Here is a 21010-nt window from a genome sequence, read left to right as displayed (position 1 = left end):
ATATCATTGCAGTTCGGCCTTGGCCGCTTGCAGCGCAGCAGCGTCAGTCAGTGCCAGGCACTTGACGTTGCCGTCGATACGCTTGGCCAAACCCGCCAGCACCTTGCCAGGACCACACTCGGCCATGCTGACGATGCCGTCTGCAGCCAGTTTCTGGATGGTTTCGGTCCAGCGCACCGGGCTGTACAGCTGGCGTACCAACGCATCGCGGATATCCGCCGCGTCGCTGTAGCTGGCCACGTCGGCATTGTGCAGCACCGGAATGGCCGGGGTATTGATGTGTACTTGCAGCAGGGCTTCGGCCAATTGCATGCCGGCCGGCTTCATCAGCGCACAGTGCGAAGGCACCGATACCGGCAGCGGCAGCGCACGCTTGGCACCACGGGCCTTGCAGGCTTCCATGGCGCGCTCGACCGCAGCCTTGGAGCCAGCAATCACCACCTGCCCCGGGGAATTGAAATTGACGGCTTCCACCACCTCGCCATTGGCCGCTTCGGCACAGGCTGCACGTACGTCATCGTCCGACAGGTTCAGAATGGCCGCCATGGCACCCTGCCCAGCCGGCACGGCGTTCTGCATGGCTTCGGCACGCAGGCGCACCAGCTTGACCGCTTCGGCAAAAGGCAGCGCACCAGCCGCCACCAGCGCGGTGTATTCACCCAGGCTGTGGCCGGCAACAACAGCAGGCTGCTGGCCGCTGACATCCTGCCAGGCCAGATAAGTGGCCACACCGGCAGCCAGCATGATGGGCTGGGTATTGACCGTGGCATTGATGGCCTCGGCACTGTCAGCCTGCAGCATGGCCCACAGGTCCACGCCCAGCGCGGTGGAGGCTTCTTCGAAGGTGTGTTTCACCACCGGCAGGTCGGCAAAACCATCCATCATTTTCAGGCTTTGCGAGCCCTGACCGGGAAAGAGAAAGGCAAACGCCATAGACAGTCTCCGCAATTTCGACGGAATAATAATCGACGGAAGGATGAGGCAATCAGACCGTGCTGCCAAGCAGTCAGATCAAACGCCCATGAAAATGGGCGTTATCTGTACGCAAGACACGGCATGAAACCTGCGATGCTCCCGTCGCGAAGAATCAGTACTTCAGCAACACGGCACCCCAGGCAAAACCACCGCCAATGCCTTCCAGCAGAATGGTCTGACCGCGCTGGATACGACCGTCACGCACCGCATGATCCAGCGCCAGCGGAATGGATGCCGCCGAGGTATTGCCCTGTTGCGGCAATGTTACGATCACCCGCTCCATCGACATGCCCAGGTGCTTGGCCGTGGATTCGATGATGCGCAAATTGGCCTGATGCGGCACCAGCCAGTCGACTTGTGTCTTGTCGACACCAGCCTCGGCCAGTGTAGTGCTGGCGATGTCGGACAGCGCCTTGACGGCAAACTTGAACACCGCCGGGCCGTCCATGTGCAAGAAGGGAATGCCCTGGATCTTGCCGCCGGAAATCTGTGCCGGGGTATTCAGAATGTCTTTGTAGCGGCCATCGGAGGCCAGCTTGGCATGCAGGATGCCCGGTTCCTCCGAGGCACCCAGTACCACGGCACCGGCACCGTCACCAAACAGTACGCAGGTGCGGCGGTCTTCCCAGTCCATCACGCGCGACATCACTTCGGCACCGACTACCAGCACTTTGCTGGCCATGCCACCCTTGATGTAGTTGTGCGCGGTGGTGAGGGCAAACATGAAACCGGCACAAACCGCCTGCACGTCGAATGCGGCACAGCCATGAATGCCCAGTTTTTCCTGCAACAGGCAGGCGGTGCTGGGGAAAATCATGTCAGGCGTGGTGGTGGCGACGATGATCAGATCGATCTCGGTCTTGTCGATGCCAGCGCTCTGGATGGCAGCTTCTGCTGCCTTCAGCGCCAGATCGCTGGTGGTTTCTTCATCGGACACGATGTGGCGGGCATGGATGCCAGTGCGCGAGACAATCCACTCGTCACTGGTTTCCACGCGCTCGGCCAGCATCGCATTCGTGAGCACATTGGATGGCAGGTAGCTGCCAGTGCCTAGAATGCGGGAATGGGCCATGTATTAATCAGTTCGCTTCCGGCTCGGCTTGCTTGAGATTGTTTAATTGGTGTGCAACCCGGTCGGTAATATGACCAATCACGTCGGAGCCGGCTTCCTCGCAAGCCTGTTCCAGCGCGAAACGGAATCCAACGGCATCGGTTCCACCATGACTTTTCACCACGATGCCACGCAGGCCCAGCAAGCTGGCACCGTTGTAACGACGCGGGTCGACACGTTTGCGGAACTGATTGAGCACCGGCATGGCTGCCAGCGCGCACAGGCGGGTCCACCAGTTGCGGGTGAATTCCTGCCGCAGGAAAGAGGCAATCATGTGCGCCAGCCCCTCAGCCGACTTGAGCGCCACATTGCCGGTAAAACCGTCGCAGACTACCACATCTACCGTGCCTTTGTAGACGTCGTTACCTTCGACATTACCGATGAAATTCAGCTCGGACTGACGCAGATACTCGCCAGCGCGCTTGACGCTGTCGTTACCCTTGATGTCTTCCGAACCGATATTGAGCAGCCCGACACGCGGATTGGCATTGCCGGTGATGCTGGAAACCAGCTCCGAACCCATGATGCCGAACTGCAGAAGTTGCTCCGGCGTGCAATCGACGTTGGCACCAAGGTCCAGCATGCAGGTACTGCCCTTGATGGACGGCATCATCTTGGCGATGGCCGGTCGTTCGATGCCCGGGATGGTTTTGAGGACAAAGCGTGCGGTTGCCATCAGTGCGCCGGTATTACCGGCAGACACGGCGGCTTGCGCCTCGCCTTCCTTTACCAGATTGATCGCCACCCGCATGGACGAATCTTTCTTGTTCTTCAGGGCGAGCTGCGGCGATTCGTCCATGCCCACCACTTGCGTGGCATGCTGGATACGGACGCGCGAACGCGCAACACCCGGATGACGGGACAATTCAGCCTCGATGGCTGCCTGGTCTCCGACAAGAATCAGATTGGCGTTGGGATGGTCTTGCAGGAATTGGATCGATGCTGGGACGGTGACCTTGAGGCCAACGTCACCGCCCATTGCATCAACCGCGACGGTGATAGTCATCAACGTGTACGGTAGTGAAACCTACCTGTTTTTATACAAACGGTAAGTATTGGGTGAGAAAGGACGAATTATTCGCCTTTGGTGGCAACAACCTTGCGACCACGGTAGAAGCCGTTCGGGCTGATGTGGTGACGCAGGTGGGTTTCACCGGTCGTCGGCTCTTTGGCCAGCGACGGAGCGGTCAGAAAATCGTGGGCACGATGCATGCCGCGCTTGGACGGGGACTTTTTGTTCTGTTGAACAGCCATGTTCGACTCCTAGGAAAATCGCGTGTATTGATAATTCAAGACTTGGAGATCTTCAACGTGGCCAGCACCGCAAACGGATTGGGCTTGTCAGCCTTGGCACGTGTCAGAGCTTCCGAACCGCATTCGTCGTGTTTCGTCGAGTGCGGCAAGCCCATGATGATTTCGTCTTCGATCATTGCCACCACATCAAGCTCTTCCGGCGCGAGAATGGCATCCAGCGTTTCGTCCAGCTCGCAGGCTTCATCCAGCTTTTCCTGCCGGGTGAACAAAGTAAGCACCGAATCGGTATTCACCTCGTACGGCATCACTTCCAGACAACGCTGGCAGCTTACCGCAACGCTGGCTTTCACCTGCATGCGCAGGGAAAGGCGGGACGAGCCATCGCGAAAACCTTCCAGGGTGTATTCCACCGTACCGGAGGTGTCGGACAGGTCGCTGTGCACACGCTCGTCCAGGGTGCTGACGGGCAGTTTGCCGGTCAGAACGCGGCCCTCACGGGCGAACTTGAGCGGGTCGATCAAAATCGGGTTAGACATAAACCCAGCATGATATAATCCGCCTCCCCGATTTGTCAAAATAATCAAGCAATACCACCATGCAGATCATCCTGGCTTCCACCTCCCGCTACCGGCAGGAAATCATCGCCCGCTTGGGCCTCCCCTTCACTGCCGTACCGCCGGTGTGCGACGAAACCCCGCTGCCGGACGAAAGCGCGCTGGACACCGCCGTACGCCTGGCACGTACCAAGGCCCAGTCGCTGGCAGCCGACTATCCGCATGCCCTGATCATCGGTTCCGACCAGGTGGCCTTGCTGGATGGCCAGCAAATCGGCAAACCGGGTTCCTTCGACAAAGGCGTGGCCATGCTGCAGTGGATGAGCGGCCGCACCGTGGTGTTTCATTCGGCGTTGGCACTATACAACACCGCCAGCGGGCGCTTGCAGGAAACCGTGGGCATTACCCGCGTCACCTTGCGTCAGCTCACCGAACAGCAAATCCGCAACTACCTGACGCGCGAGCCGGATGCCCTGCACTGTGCTGGCAGCGCCAAGAGCGAAGGCCTGGGTGGTGCGCTGCTGGAAAAAGTGGAGTCGGACGACCCGAACGCGCTGATCGGCGTCCCGCTGTTCCAACTCATCAGCATGTTGAACGCCGAAGGCGTGGAGATTCTGTAATGGCTGGCACCCTGTTTCTGATTCCCGCCCCGCTGGGTGACGAAAGTATTGCCTGGCTGCCCGCAGCCGAGGCAGCCAAAGTGCTGCATATCCGCCACTTTGTGGTGGAGGCGGAAAAAACCGCGCGCAAGCACCTGAAGGCGCTGGGCGTCAGCACGCCGATTCGCGAACTGGCCATGAACACGCTCAACGAGCACACCAAGCCTGCCGATGTTGCCGCCCTGCTGGCACCGCTACTGGCGGGTGAAGACGTAGGGCTGATTTCCGAAGCCGGCTGCCCGGCAGTGGCCGACCCCGGCGCACAGCTGGTGGCACTGGCGCACGAGCGCGGCATCCGTGTCGCCCCCTTGATCGGCCCTTCTTCGATTTTGCTGGCGCTGATGGCCTCCGGAGCCAATGGCCAGTGCTTTGCCTTCCATGGCTATCTGCCGGTGGATGCCGCCGAAAAGGCCAAAGTGGTGAAGGAGCTGGAACAACGCTCGCGCCAGCGCAATGAAACCCAGGTGTTCATTGAAACCCCTTACCGCAACAATGCGCTGCTGCAGCAATTGCGTGAGACACTGGCCCCCTCTACACGGCTGGCCGTGGCCTGCGACCTGACTTTGCCGACGGAAACCATTGTCAGCCGCCTAGTGAAGGACTGGCCGCAAGAAGCGCCGGATTTTCACAAGCGACCGGCCATTTTCATCCTGCACGCTGCCTGAAAGGCTATCCCATGCCCAAATTGCCGCCGCTGATCCACTCCCTGCTGGATACCGACCTGTACAAATTCACCATGTTACAGGCCATCTTGCACCAATTCCCGGCGGCTTACGGGCAGTATGCCTTCCGCTGTCGCAACCAGCCGGATTACCCCCTCTCGCAGCTGCACAAGGAGCTGGAGGCGCAGCTGGACTGGCTGTGCCAGTTACAGTTCACCCAGCCGGAACTGGCTTATCTGCGCAGCTTGCGCTTCATCAAGAGCGATTTTGTCGATTATCTGGAGCTGTTCCACCTGCAACGCCGCTTCATCCAGGTGGAATGCGATGGCGATGCACTGAACATTCATATCGAAGGACCGCTGGTGCAGGCCATGTTCTTCGAGATCTTCGTGCTGGCCATCGTCAATGAGCTGTACTTCCGCCGCCTGGACACCCCGCAAGTACGCGAGGAAGGCCAGCGCCGGCTGGATGAGAAAATTGCCACCCTGCTGCGCTTCGAAGCAGAAGAAAGCGCCAGCCAGCGCTTTCCCTTGCTGATTTCCGACTTTGGCACCCGCCGCCGCTTCAGCCGCGAATGGCAACAGCAAGTGGTGGAACAGCTGAATGCCGCCCTGCCCAAGATTTTCCGTGGCACCAGCAATGTCTGGCTGGCCTGGAAGCTGGGTATCACCCCTATCGGCACCATGGCGCATGAATTCTTTCAGGCCTTCCAGGCGCTGGGTGTGCGGCTGCGCGACTTTCAAAACGCGGCGCTGGAAGCCTGGGTGCAGGAATACCGCGGCGACCTGGGCATTGCGCTTACCGACGTGGTGTGCATGGATGCCTTCCTGGCCGATTTCGACTTGTACTTTGCCAAGCTGTTCGACGGCCTGCGCCATGACAGTGGCGATGCGGTGGAATGGGCGGACAAGGCCATTGCCCATTACCGCAAGCTGCGCATCGACCCGGCCACCAAGATGCTCACCTTCAGCGACGGCCTGAGCGTGGACCGGGCACTGGAACTGCACCGCCGCTACAGCCCGCATATTCAGGTAAGTTTTGGCATTGGTACTCACTTCACCAATGACCTGGGGCTGGAGCCACTGCAAATCGTACTGAAGCTGGTGAGCTGCAACGGCCAGCCGGTAGCCAAGCTATCCGACAGCCCGGGCAAGACCATGTGCAGCGATGCCACCTTCCTCGCCTATCTGCGTCAGGTGTTCAAAGTGGCAGCGCCAGTGGCTGATTCAGTCGCGCAATAAGGCCAGCAGCGTCTGCCGCGCCTTCTCAGGCAGACGCACACCCGCCAGCGCCACGGTCCGCTCGCCCAGCGTCCGGTAGACCGGCTGCAAATCCGGCGGCAATACCTCCAGATGCCTTGCTACTGTTGCGGCATCGCCACGCACAATCGGTCCGGTCAGCGCCGGTTGCGGCCCCATACTCAGCGCATTGGCCAGACTGCCCTGCATCAGCGGCCCCAGCAAGGCGGATAACAAAGCCTCATCCACACCACCTTGCAAGGCCAACTGGCGGGCGATATCGGTCAGCGTGACCAGATAATTGGATGCCACCGACAAGGCCGCGTGATAGGCTGCCTTCCCTCCGGGCGCCAGCGCAAACGGCTGCGCACCAATGGCAGCGGCAAAGTCCTGCAACAAGGGCAGCGCTGCTGCATCTCCTTCCAGCGCGCACAGGGTGCCGGCAAATTGCGCCACCGCCCGCGCCGGATCGGCAAAGGAAAACGCCGGATGCAGGCTGGCCACCTGCGCCCCCACCGCCCGCAAGGGGGCCAGCAACTCAGCCTCGGCAGCGCCACTGGCGTGAAACACCACGGTACCAGCCCGCACCACCCCACTGTCAGCCAGTGCCTGCGCAGTCGGCGCAATGGCATCGTCCGGCACCGATAACAGGGTCAACGCTGCCGGTCGCAAGCTGTCCAGCTGACACCCTGCCTGCCCGCTGCCGATAAAATCCACCGCAGCCTGCGCCGATGGCAAGCTGCGTGCCAGACAGTCCTGTATCCGGTAGCGGCCACAGTGCAGGGCCAGCCGACCCAGCGTACGCCCCAGTTTTCCGGCCCCAATGATGTTGAGTTCCTGCATTCTCCATCCTCTTTCTTGACACTGCTGGCAGCATGTCTGACGATGCCGCTAGAATAATCCTGCTTAACAGTATTTTACCTGCCACCACGGCAGCCCCGGGGAGTCCCCTTCATGAAGCTGGTGATTTTCTTTGGCATCATCGCCATTGTCCTGCTGTATTTCGTCACCCTGTATAACGCACTGGTCAATCTCAAGCATGCGGTGGCCCGCAGCTGGGCCAATATCGACGTGCTGCTCAAACAGCGTCACGATGAACTGCCCAAGCTGGTGGAGGTGTGCAAGCAGTACGCCCAGTTCGAACAGCAAACCCTCAATCGGGTGATGGAGGCGCGTGCTGGCGTAGCGCAATACGCGCAGAGCCGTAATATGGAAGGCCTGGGTCACGAGGAAGGCAAGCTGCGCGGCCTGATCGGCCAGGTACTGGCCGTGGCCGAAGCTTACCCCGAACTCAAGGCTGACCAGCAGTTTGCCCATTTATCCGAACGCATCAGCCAGCTGGAGGACACCATTGCCGACCGGCGCGAGCTATATAACGATGCCGTCAACCTCAACAATGTGCGTATCGAGCAATTTCCCGACGTGCTCATCGCCCGCCTGTTCAATTTTCCGCCCGCCCGCGCCCTGCAATTCAGCGCGGCGGAAAAGCGCGATGTCGATCTGGCGCAACTGTTCCGCCAGGGTTAAAGCATGCAGCAGTGGCTAAGCTGGCAGTGGACGCGCAATGGCTGGATGGCCTTTGGCCTTTACCTGTTGCTGGCCGTGGCCGGACTCAAGCTTGGACTGCCGGTATTTCGCCAACTGCTGCTGCCGGCCATGCTGGCCTGCGGGCTGATTGGCTGGTGGCTGAACTACCGGCGTTACCGCCTGATTGCAGATACCCCCACCGCGCATGCCGCCTCAGCCGCGCTTGGCCATGTGGAACTCTACGGCGTGGCCGCCAACCATGAAAGCGCGGTGAACTACAGCCCGTTTTCCGGTCGCCGCTGCGTGTGGTACCGCTGCTGGCGTTATCACAATGACCGGCGCAGCGCCCTGTCCGGCCGCACGCTAGACCCGCTGACGCTGGACAGCGGCAGCCTGCTGTCCGTACCGGAGTGTAGCGATCAGTCCTTTGTGCTGCAGGATGGCAAGCAGGCGGTGATCATCCACCCGGAGGGTGCCGAGGTACAGCCGCCACACCGGGAGAGCTGGCAGGAAGGCAATGAAACGCTGGTAGAAGAATGGATAGACGAAGGCGACCCGCTCTATGTGCTCGGCCAGTTGCACAGCCACGGCGGCGTGCGGCCAGACCAGCAAGCATTCCGCCAGGATGTCGGTGCCAAACTGAGCGAGTGGAAGCAGGACCAGCCTGCCTTGCTACATCGTTTTGATCTGGATGGCAACGGGCAGATCAACGAGCAGGAATGGCAGCTGGTTCGCGCCGCCGCCGAGCGCGAGGTACGCCAGTTACACCAGCAGCTGGCCAGTACCCCGCCCACCTTGCATGTGCGCAAGCCGGAAGATGGCAAACCCTATCTGATCAACACCCTCACGCCACAAGGTGTTGCGGTGAGTTATCGCTGGCGCGCCTGGTTGCACGCCCTGGCCGCCTTGATGAGCTTCCTGCTGTGGTTGCATCTGGGCGCGGCGGGCAGCTGACTGTTGCCAGCAGACAAGATGCATGACAAGACAATTCCACCTATCATGGAGCCAACCGGTTCCAGACAATAACACCGGCACGCATCATCACAAGAGCGCCCCAGCGCCAGGAGACTGCAATGATCCGCCTGATTTATTCCAGCGCCCTTAATCCGGCCTATTCACCACAAACCCTGTTAGGGCTGCTGGCCGGCTATCGTGCCCGCAACCAGCGTCTGGGCATCAACAGTCTGCTGTTGCTGATGAATAAGGATTTCCTGCAAATGCTGGAGGGAGAGGAAGCCGCGGTGGATGAGTTGTACGACTTCATTCAGCAGGACAAGCACCATCTGCAACTGACCCTGCTGTCACGCGAAACCGTCAGCCACCCCAGTTTTCCCGGCCAGCCGCTGGTATTCATCGATACCGAAGAGCTGGCGCGCAAGCTGGGTCACCCGATACATCTGAGCAATATCGCCCCGCATGGCGAGCTGGAACATGCCGAACGCGCCAAACGCTTTGTGCAAGAGTTCATCAATGGCAAGTGGCACCACCACCTGCCCAATGGCCAGAACCCTCAGGTGGTTCACCGGCACTGATGCGCCGGGCAAGGAAAAAGGCTGCCATCCGGCAGCCTTTTTTGCTTCAGCAGAACACACTTACAGCGCCGCTGCTTTCAGCGCCTGATCCACATCAGCCAGAATGTCGTCGATGTGCTCGATGCCAATGGACAGGCGAATCAGCTCCGGTCGCACCCCGGCCTTGAGCTGCTCTTCCGGCGACAGCTGGCGGTGAGTGGTGGAAGCCGGGTGGCAGGCCAGGCTCTTGGCATCGCCAATATTCACCAGACGCGTCACCAGTTGCAGTGCATCGATAAAACGGCCACCGGCCTCGATGCCACCCTTGATGCCGAAGGACAGGATGCCCGAAGCGCGACCGCCCATGTATTTATCCACCAGCACCTTGTTGGGACTGGAAGGCAGGGCAGCGTATTCCACCCACTCTACTGCCGGGTGGGCTTGCAGGCGTTCTGCCACCTTCAGTGCATTGTCGCAAATGCGATCCAGGCGCAGCGCCAGGGTTTCGATGCCCTGTAGGATCAGGAAGGCATTGAACGGTGAAATGGCGGCGCCCATATTGCGCAGCGGCACCACGCGGGCACGGGCGATATAGGCCGCCGGACCCAGTGCTTCGACGTAATTCACACCGTGGTAGCTGACATCCGGCGTATTCAGGCGCACAAAGCGCTCTTTATGTTCGCCCCAGGGGAATTTGCCGGAATCCACAATAATGCCGCCAATGCTGGTGCCATGACCACCCAAGTATTTGGTGAGGCTGTGCACCACGATATCGGCACCATGTTCGAAGGGGCGGCACAGGTACGGCGAGGGCACGGTATTGTCCACAATCAGCGGCAGGCCGTGCTTGTGGGCTTCTTCGGCAAAGGCGGCAAAGTCCACCACATTGCCCAGCGGATTGCCCACCGATTCGCAGAACACCGCCTTGGTCTTGTCATCCACCAGCTTGCTGATGGAGGCCGGATCCTTGTAATCGATGAAGCGCACTTCGATGCCCAGCTGCGGGAAGGTGTGGGCAAACAGGTTATAAGTGCCGCCATACAGGGTGCTGGTGGCAATGATGTTGTCGCCAGCCTCGGCAATGGTCTGGATGGCGTAGCTGATGGCCGCCATGCCGGAGGCCACCGCCAATGCACCAATGCCGCCTTCCAGTGCGGCCACGCGCTTTTCCAGCACATCGGTGGTGGGGTTCATGATGCGGGTATAGATATTACCCTGCACTTTCAGGTCGAACAGGTCTGCACCGTGCTGGGTGCTGTCAAAGGCATAGCTGGTGGTCTGATACAGCGGCACCGCCACCGCCTTGGTGGTCGGGTCCGGGCTGTAGCCTCCGTGCACGGCCAGGGTTTCCAGTTTCATCTTCTTCTCTCCTGTGGCTTTACGCCTGTTGCATATCGCACCAACCATACCGTCAGCAGGGGAAGAAGCCAAGCCGGATTTCCTGCAAAGCTTATGAAAATTCCGACGCAAAATGACACATGGCCAGTCAAGGACTGGCCATGCACAGTGTCAGCAAAAGACGGGTTCAGATGGCCGGGATGGCCCCCGGCCCCGGGGCCATGCCGGCCAGCACACGCTGGAAAGGCTGACGGAAACGACTGGACACATAGGGTGCCAGGAAATACAGCAGGCTCAGACAGCCCTCGCGTGCCACGGTCTGTGCTTCCTGCGGACATTTGGCAATGTCGGGACGAGCAATCCAGCCGGTTTGCAACAGCTGGAAATTACGTGCGAGAAAGCCGATCTGCACGTCATCGCCTTCCAGCATGCCCTGGTCGCGCAGCTTGAAAAACAGTTTTTCCACACCACGGCTGATCAGCCCGGCTTCGATCTTGCTGTAGCTTTCCTGCAAGGACTGGTTGACCGAAAACAGGCTGGAAATGCTTTGCGGAATGAAACGGAAGGTCCACAAATGACGCAGTACTTTTTCCAGCAAGGACACCAGCCCCTCCACCGAGGCAGTCACGCTCAATTCGCCCGCGGCATTGAGATAATCCGCCATACCCTTGGAGTAGCGCCGGTACAGCTCGTTGATGATGTCTTCCTTGCAGGCAAAGTGGTAGTACAGATTGCCGGTGCTGATATTCAGATAGCGCGCAATGTGGTTGGTAGTGACGCTACGCTCGCCCTGCTGGTTGAACAGCTGCAGGCTGGCTTCAACAATGCGGTCAAAGGTTGGACTTTTGCTTTCTTTACGGCTCATGGCAGGTTCTTCCCGGTGCGCGGAACCCCGGGACAGACTGTTCCCGGCACCCGCTGCGTCTGTGATCGACAAACACCCGTGCATGATACCGCAAGCCGTCCCGACCGGCACAGCGATTGCCATGACCGGCCGGTTGGCGATGCAAAAAGGCAGCACAAGGCTGCCTTTTTGCATCGGGATGAACAGCTGTGTCGGATGGGCGGCTTACTGCACATTCACCGTGGCAAAGTTGACGCGGCCAAACGGGTTGGCGGCATAACCACTCACCTCCTTGCGCTCCAGCACATAGGCTGTGGGGTGGGCCAGCGGCAGCCACAAGGCCTGATCGCTGATCAGCTTTTGTGCTTGCAGGTACAGCTTGCTGCGCTGGGCAAAGTCACTGGTTTTCTTGCCATCGCTAATCAGCTTGTCCAGCTTCGGGTCGCAATAGCGGGCAAAGTTGGTGCCGGACTGTACCGCTGCGCAGGAGAACTGCGGAGTGAGGAAGTTGTCCGGGTCGCCGTTATCCCCGGCCCAGCCCATGAACAGCAAGTCGTGCTCGCCAGCCTTGCCGCGCTTGATCAGCTCGCCCCACTCGATCACCTTGATCTGGGCACGAATGCCCGCCTTGGCCAGATCGGCCTGCAACAGCTCGGCCCCGGCCTTGGGATTGGGATTAAGCGTACTGCCGCTGGGGCGGACCCATAGCGTGGTGTCAAAGCCGTTGGGGTAGCCAGCCTGGGCCAGCAGCTTTTTCGCGCGGCTCAGGTCTTGCGGATAGGGTTTGACGCTCTTGTTGTAGCTCCAGGTATTGGGCGGGTAAGGCAGCGTGGCGGCGGTGGCGGTACCGTCGAACACGGTTTTCAGATAGGTGTTCTTGTCGAAAGCCAGGTTGACTGCCTGCCGAACCAGCGCATTGTCAAAAGGCTTGTGCTGGCTGTTGATGGCGACAAAGGCAGTCATGAAGGCTGGCGTGGACAGCACGCGGATCTTGCTGTCGCCCTGCACTGCCAGCACGTCTTGCGGCTTGGCCGACAAGGCCAGCTGGCACTCCCCTGCCTTCAGCTTTTGCACCCGTACGGTGGCATCCGGCGTGATGGCGTAGATCAGTGCCGATACCTTGGGTTTGCCCCCCCAGTAAGCCAGGTTCGGCTGATAACGCACCACGTTGTCCTTCTGGAAGCTACGGAACACGAAGGGACCGGTGCCGATGGGTTTGCTGTTGAGTTCGGCCTGCTTGCCGGCAGCCTGCAACTGCGCGGCATATTCGGCAGAGTAAATGGAGGCAAAGCCCATGCTCAGCGTGGACAGGAAGGTGGACTCAGGATAGTTCAGCTCAAAACGTACGGTGTTGTCGTCCACCTTGCTGACCGACTTGATCAGCTTGGGCAGCTGCATGGACTGGGCATGCGGATAGCCATTGGCCGCGGTCTTGTACCAGGGGTGTTCCGGGTTGAGCATGCGCTCGAAGCTGAATACCACATCATCGGCATTGAGCTTGCGGCTGGGCTTGAAGTAATCGGTACTGTGGAAGGCCACGCCCGGACGCAGCTTGAAAGTGTAGCTGAGGCCATCGGCGCTGACCTGCCAGCTGCTAGCCAGGCCCGGCTGCAATTTGTGAGCGGACGCATCGTATTCCACCAGCCGGTTCATCAGCACATCGGCCGAGGCATTGGTGGTCACCAGCGAGTTGTACTGCACCACGTCAAAACCTTCCGGATTGGCATCGGTACAGACAGTCAGTGGTTTCGCAGCCAGCGCCAAGGGGCTGGCCAGCATCAGGGCTGGTAACAGGGTGCGTAGGTTCATCTTGGTCTCCGTGCGGGGGAATGCCGTCATCATGCGGGGCCCCGGCTGGACATCAGCTTAAGGGAAGACGCGGCAAATTTGAATGACGCATTCCCGCTAAGCTTATTCAGACTGCGCGTCGCGGTGGCTCTTCGCCATGCTCCAGCAGTTCGTTGAAGTGGCCTAAAGACAGCGGGCGACTGCACAGATAGCCCTGGTATTGCTGGCAGCCCTGCTCGCGCAGCCAGTCCAGCTGGGCGTGGGTTTCCACCCCTTCGGCCACCATGGCCAGCTTCAGGATGCGACACAGGCTGGTAATCAGCTCGGGAATGGCGGAACTTTGCGGCAGGCCGGAAATGAAGGAGCGATCAATCTTGAGGGTGTTGAGCGGATAGTTTTGCAGATACGCCAGGTTGGAATAGCCGGTACCGAAGTCGTCGATGGCAATGGCAAACCCCATGGCCCGCAAGGCGGCCAGCGTCTTCATGGTGTGCGGGTCGTGCGCCAGTAGCAGCGACTCGGTGATTTCCAGCTCGATGCAGGCGGCCGGGCAGCCGCTTTGCTGCAGAATCTGCTGCAAGCTAGCGGGCAGTTCCGGGTCGGCAAACTGGCTGGCCGAAAGGTTGACTGACACCTGCAAGTTCCGGCCCTGCCGCTGCCAGCGCGCCAGCTGGGTGGCTACTTGTGCCAGGATTTGCCGGTCCAGCTCGCGAATCAGGCCGCTTTCCTCACAGGCGGGGATGAAACTGTCGGGAAACACCAGGCCACGCTCGGGATGGCGCCAGCGCGCCAGCGCCTCGGCACCAACAATATGGCCACTGAAGCAATCCACCCGTGGCTGGTAGAAGGCTTCAAATTCACCATTTTCCAGGCCTCGACGGATTTCGTACTCCAGCGCCAGACGCGACCGGGCGCGCGCATCCATGGATTCGTCGTAAAACTGGATGCCATTGCGCCCGGCTTCCTTGGCGCTGTACATGGCCAGGTCGGCATGGCGCATATGGCTTTGTACATCCTCAGCCCCGTCGGACCCCAGACTGATGCCCACCGAAGCGGTCAGCTGGACTTCCTGCCCGTGCAGCCACAAGGGGCGACCCAGGCTTTCCACGATGGAGGCGGCCAGGCTGGCGGCGGTCTCCTTGACCTGAGGTGCGCACAGCATCAGCAGGAATTCGTCCCCGCCCTGGCGCGCCAGTTGCTGGCCGGGGGAGAGCAGTTGTTTCAGGCGCTCGCTCATCTGCACCAGCAGCAAGTCGCCAAAGCCATGACCCAGGCTGTCATTGATGTTCTTGAAACGGTCCAGGTCGATGCACAACAGGGCCACTTCCAGGTTTTGCGCGCGGGCTTGTTGCAGCAAGGCGGGGTAATGCTGCTGGACAAAATTGCGATTGGGCAGACCGGTGAGGATGTCGTGCATGGCCAGATAACTGGCGCGGGCCTCGGCCTCTTTCAGCTCGCTCACATCCATTTCGCTCACCAGCACTGCCGGCTGGCCGGATGCCGCATCGCGGCAATGATGTGCCGACACCTCATGCCAGCGCTCGCCCTGACGGGTCAGTACCTTGGCCACCAGCCGGCCCTTGCCATGCTCTTGCAGCTGTTGCTGCAGCGCAGCCAGATCGGAAGGATCAACAAATCGGGTCTGCCAGCACTCTGCCGGGTCCAGCACTTGTTCGCGCGCACTGGGATTGCGATACAAGGCCTTGCCATCCGCCTGGTAGAGGGTGATGAACACCGGCGAATGCAACAGGGCTTGCGCACTACGCAGGTCTTCCGGATCAGCCTGCAGTTCGCCCAGCACCTCGCACAACATCAGCATGCGCCCCTGATGGAACAGGCCACTGCACACCACCTGCAAGTTATGCGGATTGCCGTTGGGATAGAGTGTCCAGGTTTCGGAAAACATCATGTCATGGCTGATGAAATCACTCTGATACTGCTGCAAACGACGCACCACGGAGTCGGACATGTCCAGCCCCATGTCCCGGCTGCACAACTCGTTCAGACTGACCGCCTCCCATACCTGCAAGGCAGGGGTATTGGCCCAATACACACGCCGGGCATCAATATCGAATACCCATACCGGATGGCGCAGCCTGTCGAGCAAGGCAAAGCGCGCCATGGTTTCCTCGGGAAACGGTACTCCATCGTGCGGCATATCGCGTTCCAACCTACTCTTGCATCCTGAATGGTAAAGCCATGACAACCAAGTTTGTGCCATGTGCAATGAATAAGAGACCCATTCTAGCAATCATCCGGTTTTTTTAAACCATAAACTTAAAATAAATCTCATTTCGTTAACGCCTGCCCATCATTTAAGCAGCATGGGCTTCAGACCAGGCCGTTTCGCGCGGACTACCTGGCAGTCAAGCTCGGTCGCAGCACAAAAAAACCCCCGTAAAAACGGGGGCTTATGCTCTCAGCGCATGCGACAGGCCACACAGAGGCCCGGCTGGCTTACAGATAGCTGTCGGTGCTGGGGCAGCTGCACACCAGGTTGCGGTCGCCGTATACGTCGTCGATACGGTTCACGCTCGGCCAGAACTTGTTTTCCAGCACATAAGGCAGCGGGAACAGGCCGGTTTCGCGGCTGTACGGACGGTCCCAGTCACCAGCGATATCGGCCTTGCTGTGCGGTGCATTGCGCAGCGGGTTGTTGTCCGCCGGCCAAGTGCCGTTTTGTACCTGGTCGATTTCCTGACGGATGGCGGTCATGGCAGCAATGAAACGGTCCAGTTCGGCCTTGGGTTCGGATTCGGTCGGCTCGATCATCAGCGTGCCCGGTACCGGGAAGCTCATGGTCGGAGCGTGGAAGCCGTAGTCCATCAGGCGCTTGGCCACGTCCACTTCGGTGACGCCACAGGCGGCCTTGAGCGGGCGCAGGTCGATGATGCACTCATGCGCCACACGGCCATTGGCACCGGTATACAGCACCGGGAAGTGCTCACCCAGCTTCTTGGCCATGTAGTTGGCCGACAGCAATGCGTTTTCCGTGGCGGCCTTCATGCCTTCGGCACCCATCATGCGGATATACATGAAGGAGATGGGCAGGATGGAAGCCGAGCCGAACGGCGCAGCGGACACCGCAGTCTGACCGGCAACCGCACCCGGCACGTCAGCCACCACGTGGTTGGCCATGAACGGGGCCAGATGGGCTTTCAGGCCGATGGGGCCCATGCCCGGGCCGCCACCGCCGTGCGGGATGCAGAAGGTCTTGTGCAGGTTCATGTGCGACACGTCGGCACCGATATCGGCCGGACGGCACAGGCCTACCTGGGCATTCAGGTTGGCACCGTCCATATACACCTGACCACCGTGGCTGTGGATGATGTCGCAGATTTCGCGGATCGGCTGTTCGAACACACCGTGGGTGGACGGGTAGGTAATCATCAGCGCCGCCAGATTGGCCGAATGCTGCTCGGCCTTGGCCTTGAGGTCGGCCACGTCGACGTTGCCGGATTCGTCACACTTCACCACCACTACCTGCATGTTCATCATCTGCGCGGTCGCCGGGTTGGTACCGTGGGCGGACTGCGGAATCAGGCAGATATTGCGCTGCGCTTCGCCACGCGCTTCGTGGTAACGGCTGATGGCCAGCAGGCCGGCGTACTCGCCCTGCGCGCCGGAGTTGGGCTGCATGGAGATGGCATCAAAACCGGTGATGGCTTTCAGCTGGGTTTGCAGGTCGTCAATCAGTTGCAGGTAACCGGCAGCCTGATCGCGCGGGGCAAACGGGTGCATATTGGCGAATTCCGGCCAGGTGATGGGAATCATCTCGCTGGTGGCATTCAGCTTCATGGTGCAGCTGCCCAGCGAAATCATCGAGTGATTCATCGCCAGGTCGCGGTTTTCCAGCTTCTTCAGGTAGCGCAGCATCTCGTGCTCGCTGTGGTGGGTGTTGAACACCGGGTGGGTGAAGAAGGCGGATTCGCGCTTGAGTCCGGCCGGGATGGCATCGGCAGCGGCGGCATCCAGCGCGGCGATGTCGGCATCCTTGCCGGTAAACAGCTGGATCAGCGCAGCCAGATCAGCCTCGGTAGCCGCTTCGTGGAAGGCCACGCCCAGCACGCTGGCGGAGACGCGACGCAGGTTGTAACCGGCAGCCAGTGCAGCGGCGTAGATGGCATCGGCATTGGCCGTTTCCACCTGTACGGTATCGTAGAAGCGGTCGAATACCAGCTTGCCACCGGCGCTCTTCACCGCATGGGCGAAGATGGCAGCCAGACGGTGGATGCGGCTGGCAATGCGCTTGACGCCTTCGGCACCGTGGTACACCGCGTACATGCCGGCGATATTGGCCAGCAGTACCTGGCTGGTACAGATATTGGAGTTGGCTTTTTCGCGGCGGATGTGCTGCTCGCGGGTTTGCAGCGCCATGCGCAGCGCGGTCTTGCCCTTGGCGTCCACCGACACACCGATGATGCGGCCCGGCGCCGAGCGCTTCATTTCATCCTTGAAGGCAAAGTAGGCAGCGTGCGGGCCACCGTAGCCCATCGGCACGCCAAAGCGCTGGGTGTTGCCAACGGCAACGTCAGCGCCCATTTCGGCCGGGGACTTCAGTGCCACCAGCGCCATGATGTCGGCGGCCACCACGGCCACACCACCCTTGGCCTTGACGGCAGCAATGTAGGGGGTCAGGTCGATCAGGTCGCCCGCTTCGCCCGGATACTGGAACAGCGCGCCAAAGTAGTCACCATTGCCAGCCTCTTCCGGATGACCGGAAACCAGCTCGAAACCGAAGTACTTGGCACGGGTTTTCATCACGTCCAGCGTTTGCGGCAGCACACGGCTGTCGACAAAGAACTGCGCGGACTTGCTCTTGGACACACGGCGCGCCATAGCCATGGCTTCGGCGGCGGCGGTGGCTTCGTCCAGCAGCGAGGCATTGGCCATTTCCAGGCCGGTGAGGTCCATCACCATTTGCTGGTAGTTCAGCAGCGCCTCCAGACGACCCTGGGCGATTTCAGCCTGGTACGGAGTGTAAGCGGTGTACCAGCCCGGATTTTCCAGCACATTGCGCAGGATCACGGTGGGAGTCAGCACCGGGTAGTAACCCAGGCCGATGAAAGACTTGTTGACGGTGTTGCGGCTGGCCACTTCTTTCAGCGCGGCCAGGGCTTCGGCTTCCGGCACCGGGGACGGCAGGTCCAGCGCACGGTTCAGGCGGATGTCGGCCGGCAGGGTCTGGGCAACCAGATCGTCCAGCGAGGCGGCACCGATTTCGGCCAGCATGTCGCTGCGCTCGGCATCGGAAGGGCCGATATGGCGGGCAATGAATTCGCTACGGTTAAACAGGGAAGCAAGAGTCATGGTGGGTGTCCGGTAATGAAGAGCTGTGCCTGAGAATCTGTTCAAAATCCCGCAAGCGGGAGCAAGACGTTTTGCCAAGCTGGCTGATTCTGAACAGGCTCTGAAACTGAAAAAGCCCCGCGATGGTCAGCATCACGAGGCTTTTACAACGTGCAATCAGGCGCCGATTTCCTTGGCGTAGCCAGCGGCATCCAGCAGGCTGTCCAGATCTGCGGCATTGGCCGGCTTGATCTTGAAGAACCAGCCAGCGCCATAGGGCTCGCTGTTGGCCAGCTCGGGAGCGGCTTCCAGTTCGGCGTTCACTTCCAGCACTTCACCGGCGATCGGGGCGTATACGTCGGAAGCGGCTTTTACCGATTCCACCACGCCGGCTTGCTCTTCAGCAGCCAGGTTAGCACCCACTTTCGGCAGCTCGACGAACACGATGTCGCCCAGCAGCTCTTGTGCATGTTCGGTAATGCCCACGGTGACGGAACCGTCAGCTTCCAGACGCAGCCATTCGTGGCTGGCAACGTATTTCAGTTCGGCAGGGATATTGCTCATGGATTGAATCTCCTCGGATTGGTTGAACCGTTACGGGAGCGGGAAACAGCTAGCCAGCGCCAAGGGCTGGCTTGCTGCATTCCGGCTCGCAGTTATTCGAAAACTTTCTTGCCGTTGCGCACGAACGGCATCTTCACCACGCGGACAGCGGTGAGCGTACCACGCAAATCCACCTGTGCGTCGGCACCGGTTGCTGCCGGTACACGGGCGATAGCGATGGAGTGCTTGAGGGTGGGCGAGAAGGTGCCGCTGGTGATGATGCCATCACCCACGCCTTCCACTACCACTTTCTGGCCTTCACGCAGCACGCCACGGCCTTCCAGCACCAGGCCCACCTGCTTCATCGGCACACCGGCGGCCTTTTGGGCTTCCAGTGCCTTGCGGCCGATGAAGTCACGGCTGGCCGGTTCCCAGGCAATGGTCCAGCCCATGCCGGCCTGCAGCGGGGACACGGTTTCGTCCATGTCGTGGCCGTACAGATTCATGCCGGCTTCCAGACGTAGGGTGTCACGCGCGCCCAGGCCAATGGGGGCTACGCCAGCGGCAACGAGTTCATTGAAGAAGTTGATGGCTTCACCGGCCGGAATCATGATTTCCAGACCGTCTTCACCGGTGTAGCCGGTTCGGGCAAAGAACCAGTCGCCTGCAGGCAAGCCCTGGAATACCTTGAGTGATTGAATGGCGTCGGCCAGTTGCGGCTTGAACGCACAGACCTTGGCAATGGCATTGGGGCCTTGCACGGCCAGCATGGCCAGGTCGCGACGGACATTGAGGGAGACATCGAAACCAGCCTTGTGGCTATCCATCCAGGCCAGGTCTTTATCAGTGGTACCGGCATTCACCACCATGCGGTAGCCATAAGAAGTCAGGTAGACAATCAGGTCGTCCACCACGGTGCCGTCTTCGGTCAGCATGCCGGAGTACAGGGCCTTGCCTTCGAAGGGCAGCTTGGCTACGTCGTTGGCGATCAGCTGTTGCAGCCAGGCTTTGGCATCGCTGCCGGTGATGTCGATCACGGTCATGTGGGACACATCGAACATGCCGGCGTCGCTGCGCACGATCTCATGTTCCTTAAGCTGGGAGCCGTAATGGATGGGCATTTCCCAACCGGCGAAATCAACCATCTTGGCGCCGGCGGCGACATGAGCGTCAAACAGGGGGGTACGTTTCGGTGCCGTCATCTGTGCGTCCTTGCAAAGGGGGTGTTTTGCCTGTCTTGGTACAACACCCCTCTGTCCTGACACCTGAGATTTTCCGGCGGGCGTTTTCAGCCGCCGTTAGCCCCTTCGGTGGCTGCCTCTACGGGCAGCACTCTCCAGAGTAAAGCAGATACGTGATATCCGATGATGCAGTCCTTTTGCCTGAGCGATTGCGGGTGCGCTTGCGCCTTCGGCGGTGGCCGCGATTGGCCACTCTCTCCTGCATGATGGGGGCGATTATCGTTGCAGATAAAGACAAAGGCAAGCCAAGAATATCTTCACGCGAAGTGATCTATCCTGTTGTTTTTGCATTATTTTCGCAATCGAAAAAATACGAATAATTTCTTGTCACAATTTATTCATTATTGATCAGGAATGACAAAAGGGCTGCCGCAGCAGCCCTTGTTGATCCACATCTCACCTGCACTTCTGCCGACGTCACAACGTAGCAGCAGGTGTTTCTGCACCCCACTCAGTACCACTCGATACCGCTCTTC

The 21010-nt window shown here is 59.9% G+C and carries 19 protein-coding genes and 2 riboswitches; of the genes, 6 read left to right on the top strand and 13 right to left on the bottom strand.

The window, feature by feature from the left end:
- Positions 1-3 precede the first annotated feature (3 nt).
- The 5 genes from fabD to HWX34_RS12565 all read right to left on the bottom strand — a co-directional run bounded on the left by fabD (position 4) and on the right by HWX34_RS12565 (position 3876).
- Entirely contained in the window at positions 4-933 is a 930-nt protein-coding gene (gene fabD, locus HWX34_RS12585) for an ACP S-malonyltransferase (protein WP_178972569.1), read from the bottom strand.
- A gap of 154 nt (positions 934-1087) precedes the next feature.
- Positions 1088-2047, bottom strand: a complete 960-nt coding sequence (locus HWX34_RS12580; RefSeq protein WP_045846171.1) for a beta-ketoacyl-ACP synthase III — start codon at positions 2045-2047, stop codon at positions 1088-1090.
- Positions 2048-2054: 7 nt separating this feature from the next.
- Positions 2055-3092, bottom strand: coding sequence for a phosphate acyltransferase PlsX (gene plsX, locus HWX34_RS12575; RefSeq protein ID WP_178972568.1), 1038 nt, complete (start codon positions 3090-3092; stop codon positions 2055-2057).
- A gap of 68 nt (positions 3093-3160) precedes the next feature.
- The gene (gene rpmF, locus HWX34_RS12570; RefSeq protein WP_045846169.1) at positions 3161-3340 is read right to left on the bottom strand and encodes a 50S ribosomal protein L32; all 180 of its coding nucleotides are present in this window, start codon (positions 3338-3340) and stop codon (positions 3161-3163) included.
- A gap of 35 nt (positions 3341-3375) precedes the next feature.
- Complete coding sequence (locus HWX34_RS12565; protein ID WP_178972567.1) at positions 3376-3876, bottom strand: DUF177 domain-containing protein; 501 nt, start codon at positions 3874-3876, stop codon at positions 3376-3378.
- 59 nt (positions 3877-3935) lie between these two features.
- Here HWX34_RS12565 and HWX34_RS12560 point away from each other — a divergent pair, with 59 nt between their 5' ends.
- From HWX34_RS12560 to pncB, 3 genes are read left to right on the top strand one after another with little or no spacing between them, the layout of a single operon-like run.
- On the top strand, positions 3936-4514 hold the full coding sequence (locus HWX34_RS12560; RefSeq protein ID WP_178972566.1) for a nucleoside triphosphate pyrophosphatase: 579 nt from the start codon (positions 3936-3938) through the stop codon (positions 4512-4514).
- Positions 4514-5218, top strand: a complete 705-nt coding sequence (locus HWX34_RS12555) for an SAM-dependent methyltransferase (protein ID WP_178972565.1) — start codon at positions 4514-4516, stop codon at positions 5216-5218. Before HWX34_RS12560 ends, HWX34_RS12555 begins: the two co-directional genes overlap by 1 nt.
- 11 nt (positions 5219-5229) lie before the next feature.
- The gene (pncB, locus tag HWX34_RS12550) at positions 5230-6456 is read left to right on the top strand and encodes a nicotinate phosphoribosyltransferase (RefSeq protein WP_178972564.1); all 1227 of its coding nucleotides are present in this window, start codon (positions 5230-5232) and stop codon (positions 6454-6456) included.
- Here pncB and HWX34_RS12545 read toward each other — a convergent pair.
- Positions 6442-7296 (bottom strand): Rossmann-like and DUF2520 domain-containing protein, encoded by an 855-nt coding sequence (locus HWX34_RS12545; RefSeq protein WP_178972563.1) that lies wholly within the window; start codon positions 7294-7296, stop codon positions 6442-6444. The two genes, pncB and HWX34_RS12545, sit on opposite strands and share 15 nt — an antisense overlap.
- A gap of 111 nt (positions 7297-7407) precedes the next feature.
- On the opposite strand from HWX34_RS12545, the gene HWX34_RS12540 reads away from it, so the two are divergent.
- From HWX34_RS12540 to HWX34_RS12530, 3 genes are all read left to right on the top strand, one after another.
- Complete coding sequence (locus HWX34_RS12540; protein ID WP_178972562.1) at positions 7408-7980, top strand: LemA family protein; 573 nt, start codon at positions 7408-7410, stop codon at positions 7978-7980.
- 3 nt (positions 7981-7983) lie between these two features.
- The gene (locus tag HWX34_RS12535) at positions 7984-8934 is read left to right on the top strand and encodes a hypothetical protein (RefSeq protein WP_178972561.1); all 951 of its coding nucleotides are present in this window, start codon (positions 7984-7986) and stop codon (positions 8932-8934) included.
- Between the two features lie 119 nt (positions 8935-9053).
- Positions 9054-9512 carry a BLUF domain-containing protein gene (locus HWX34_RS12530; protein WP_178972560.1) on the top strand — a complete coding sequence of 153 codons (459 nt, stop codon included), beginning with the start codon at positions 9054-9056 and terminating at the stop codon, positions 9510-9512.
- A 60-nt stretch (positions 9513-9572) separates the two neighbouring features.
- Here HWX34_RS12530 and HWX34_RS12525 read toward each other — a convergent pair whose 3' ends face one another.
- From HWX34_RS12525 to gcvT, 7 genes are all read right to left on the bottom strand, one after another.
- Complete coding sequence (locus HWX34_RS12525; RefSeq protein ID WP_178972559.1) at positions 9573-10850, bottom strand: O-acetylhomoserine aminocarboxypropyltransferase/cysteine synthase family protein; 1278 nt, start codon at positions 10848-10850, stop codon at positions 9573-9575.
- Positions 10851-11016: 166 nt separating this feature from the next.
- Positions 11017-11694, bottom strand: a complete 678-nt coding sequence (locus HWX34_RS12520) for a TetR/AcrR family transcriptional regulator (protein ID WP_178972558.1) — start codon at positions 11692-11694, stop codon at positions 11017-11019.
- 204 nt (positions 11695-11898) lie between these two features.
- Entirely contained in the window at positions 11899-13482 is a 1584-nt protein-coding gene (locus HWX34_RS12515) for an ABC transporter substrate-binding protein (RefSeq protein ID WP_178972557.1), read from the bottom strand.
- Between the two features lie 106 nt (positions 13483-13588).
- Positions 13589-15619: a bifunctional diguanylate cyclase/phosphodiesterase gene (locus HWX34_RS12510; protein ID WP_255496704.1), complete on the bottom strand. Its 2031-nt coding sequence runs from the start codon at positions 15617-15619 to the stop codon at positions 13589-13591.
- 299 nt (positions 15620-15918) lie between these two features.
- The gene (gene gcvP, locus HWX34_RS12505; RefSeq protein WP_178972556.1) at positions 15919-18771 is read right to left on the bottom strand and encodes an aminomethyl-transferring glycine dehydrogenase; all 2853 of its coding nucleotides are present in this window, start codon (positions 18769-18771) and stop codon (positions 15919-15921) included.
- 156 nt (positions 18772-18927) lie between these two features.
- Positions 18928-19314: a glycine cleavage system protein GcvH gene (gene gcvH / locus HWX34_RS12500; RefSeq protein ID WP_062789780.1), complete on the bottom strand. Its 387-nt coding sequence runs from the start codon at positions 19312-19314 to the stop codon at positions 18928-18930.
- A gap of 92 nt (positions 19315-19406) precedes the next feature.
- Positions 19407-20495, bottom strand: coding sequence for a glycine cleavage system aminomethyltransferase GcvT (gene gcvT / locus HWX34_RS12495; RefSeq protein ID WP_178972555.1), 1089 nt, complete (start codon positions 20493-20495; stop codon positions 19407-19409).
- A gap of 41 nt (positions 20496-20536) precedes the next feature.
- A riboswitch (glycine riboswitch) is annotated at positions 20537-20643 on the bottom strand.
- A 10-nt stretch (positions 20644-20653) separates the two neighbouring features.
- A riboswitch (glycine riboswitch) is annotated at positions 20654-20746 on the bottom strand.
- Positions 20747-21010: the final 264 nt, after the last annotated feature.

This window comes from Aquitalea sp. LB_tupeE, assembly GCF_013391415.1.
Classification (GTDB): Bacteria; Pseudomonadota; Gammaproteobacteria; order Burkholderiales; family Chromobacteriaceae; genus Aquitalea.
This window is presented reverse-complemented; position numbering and strand designations above follow the sequence as displayed.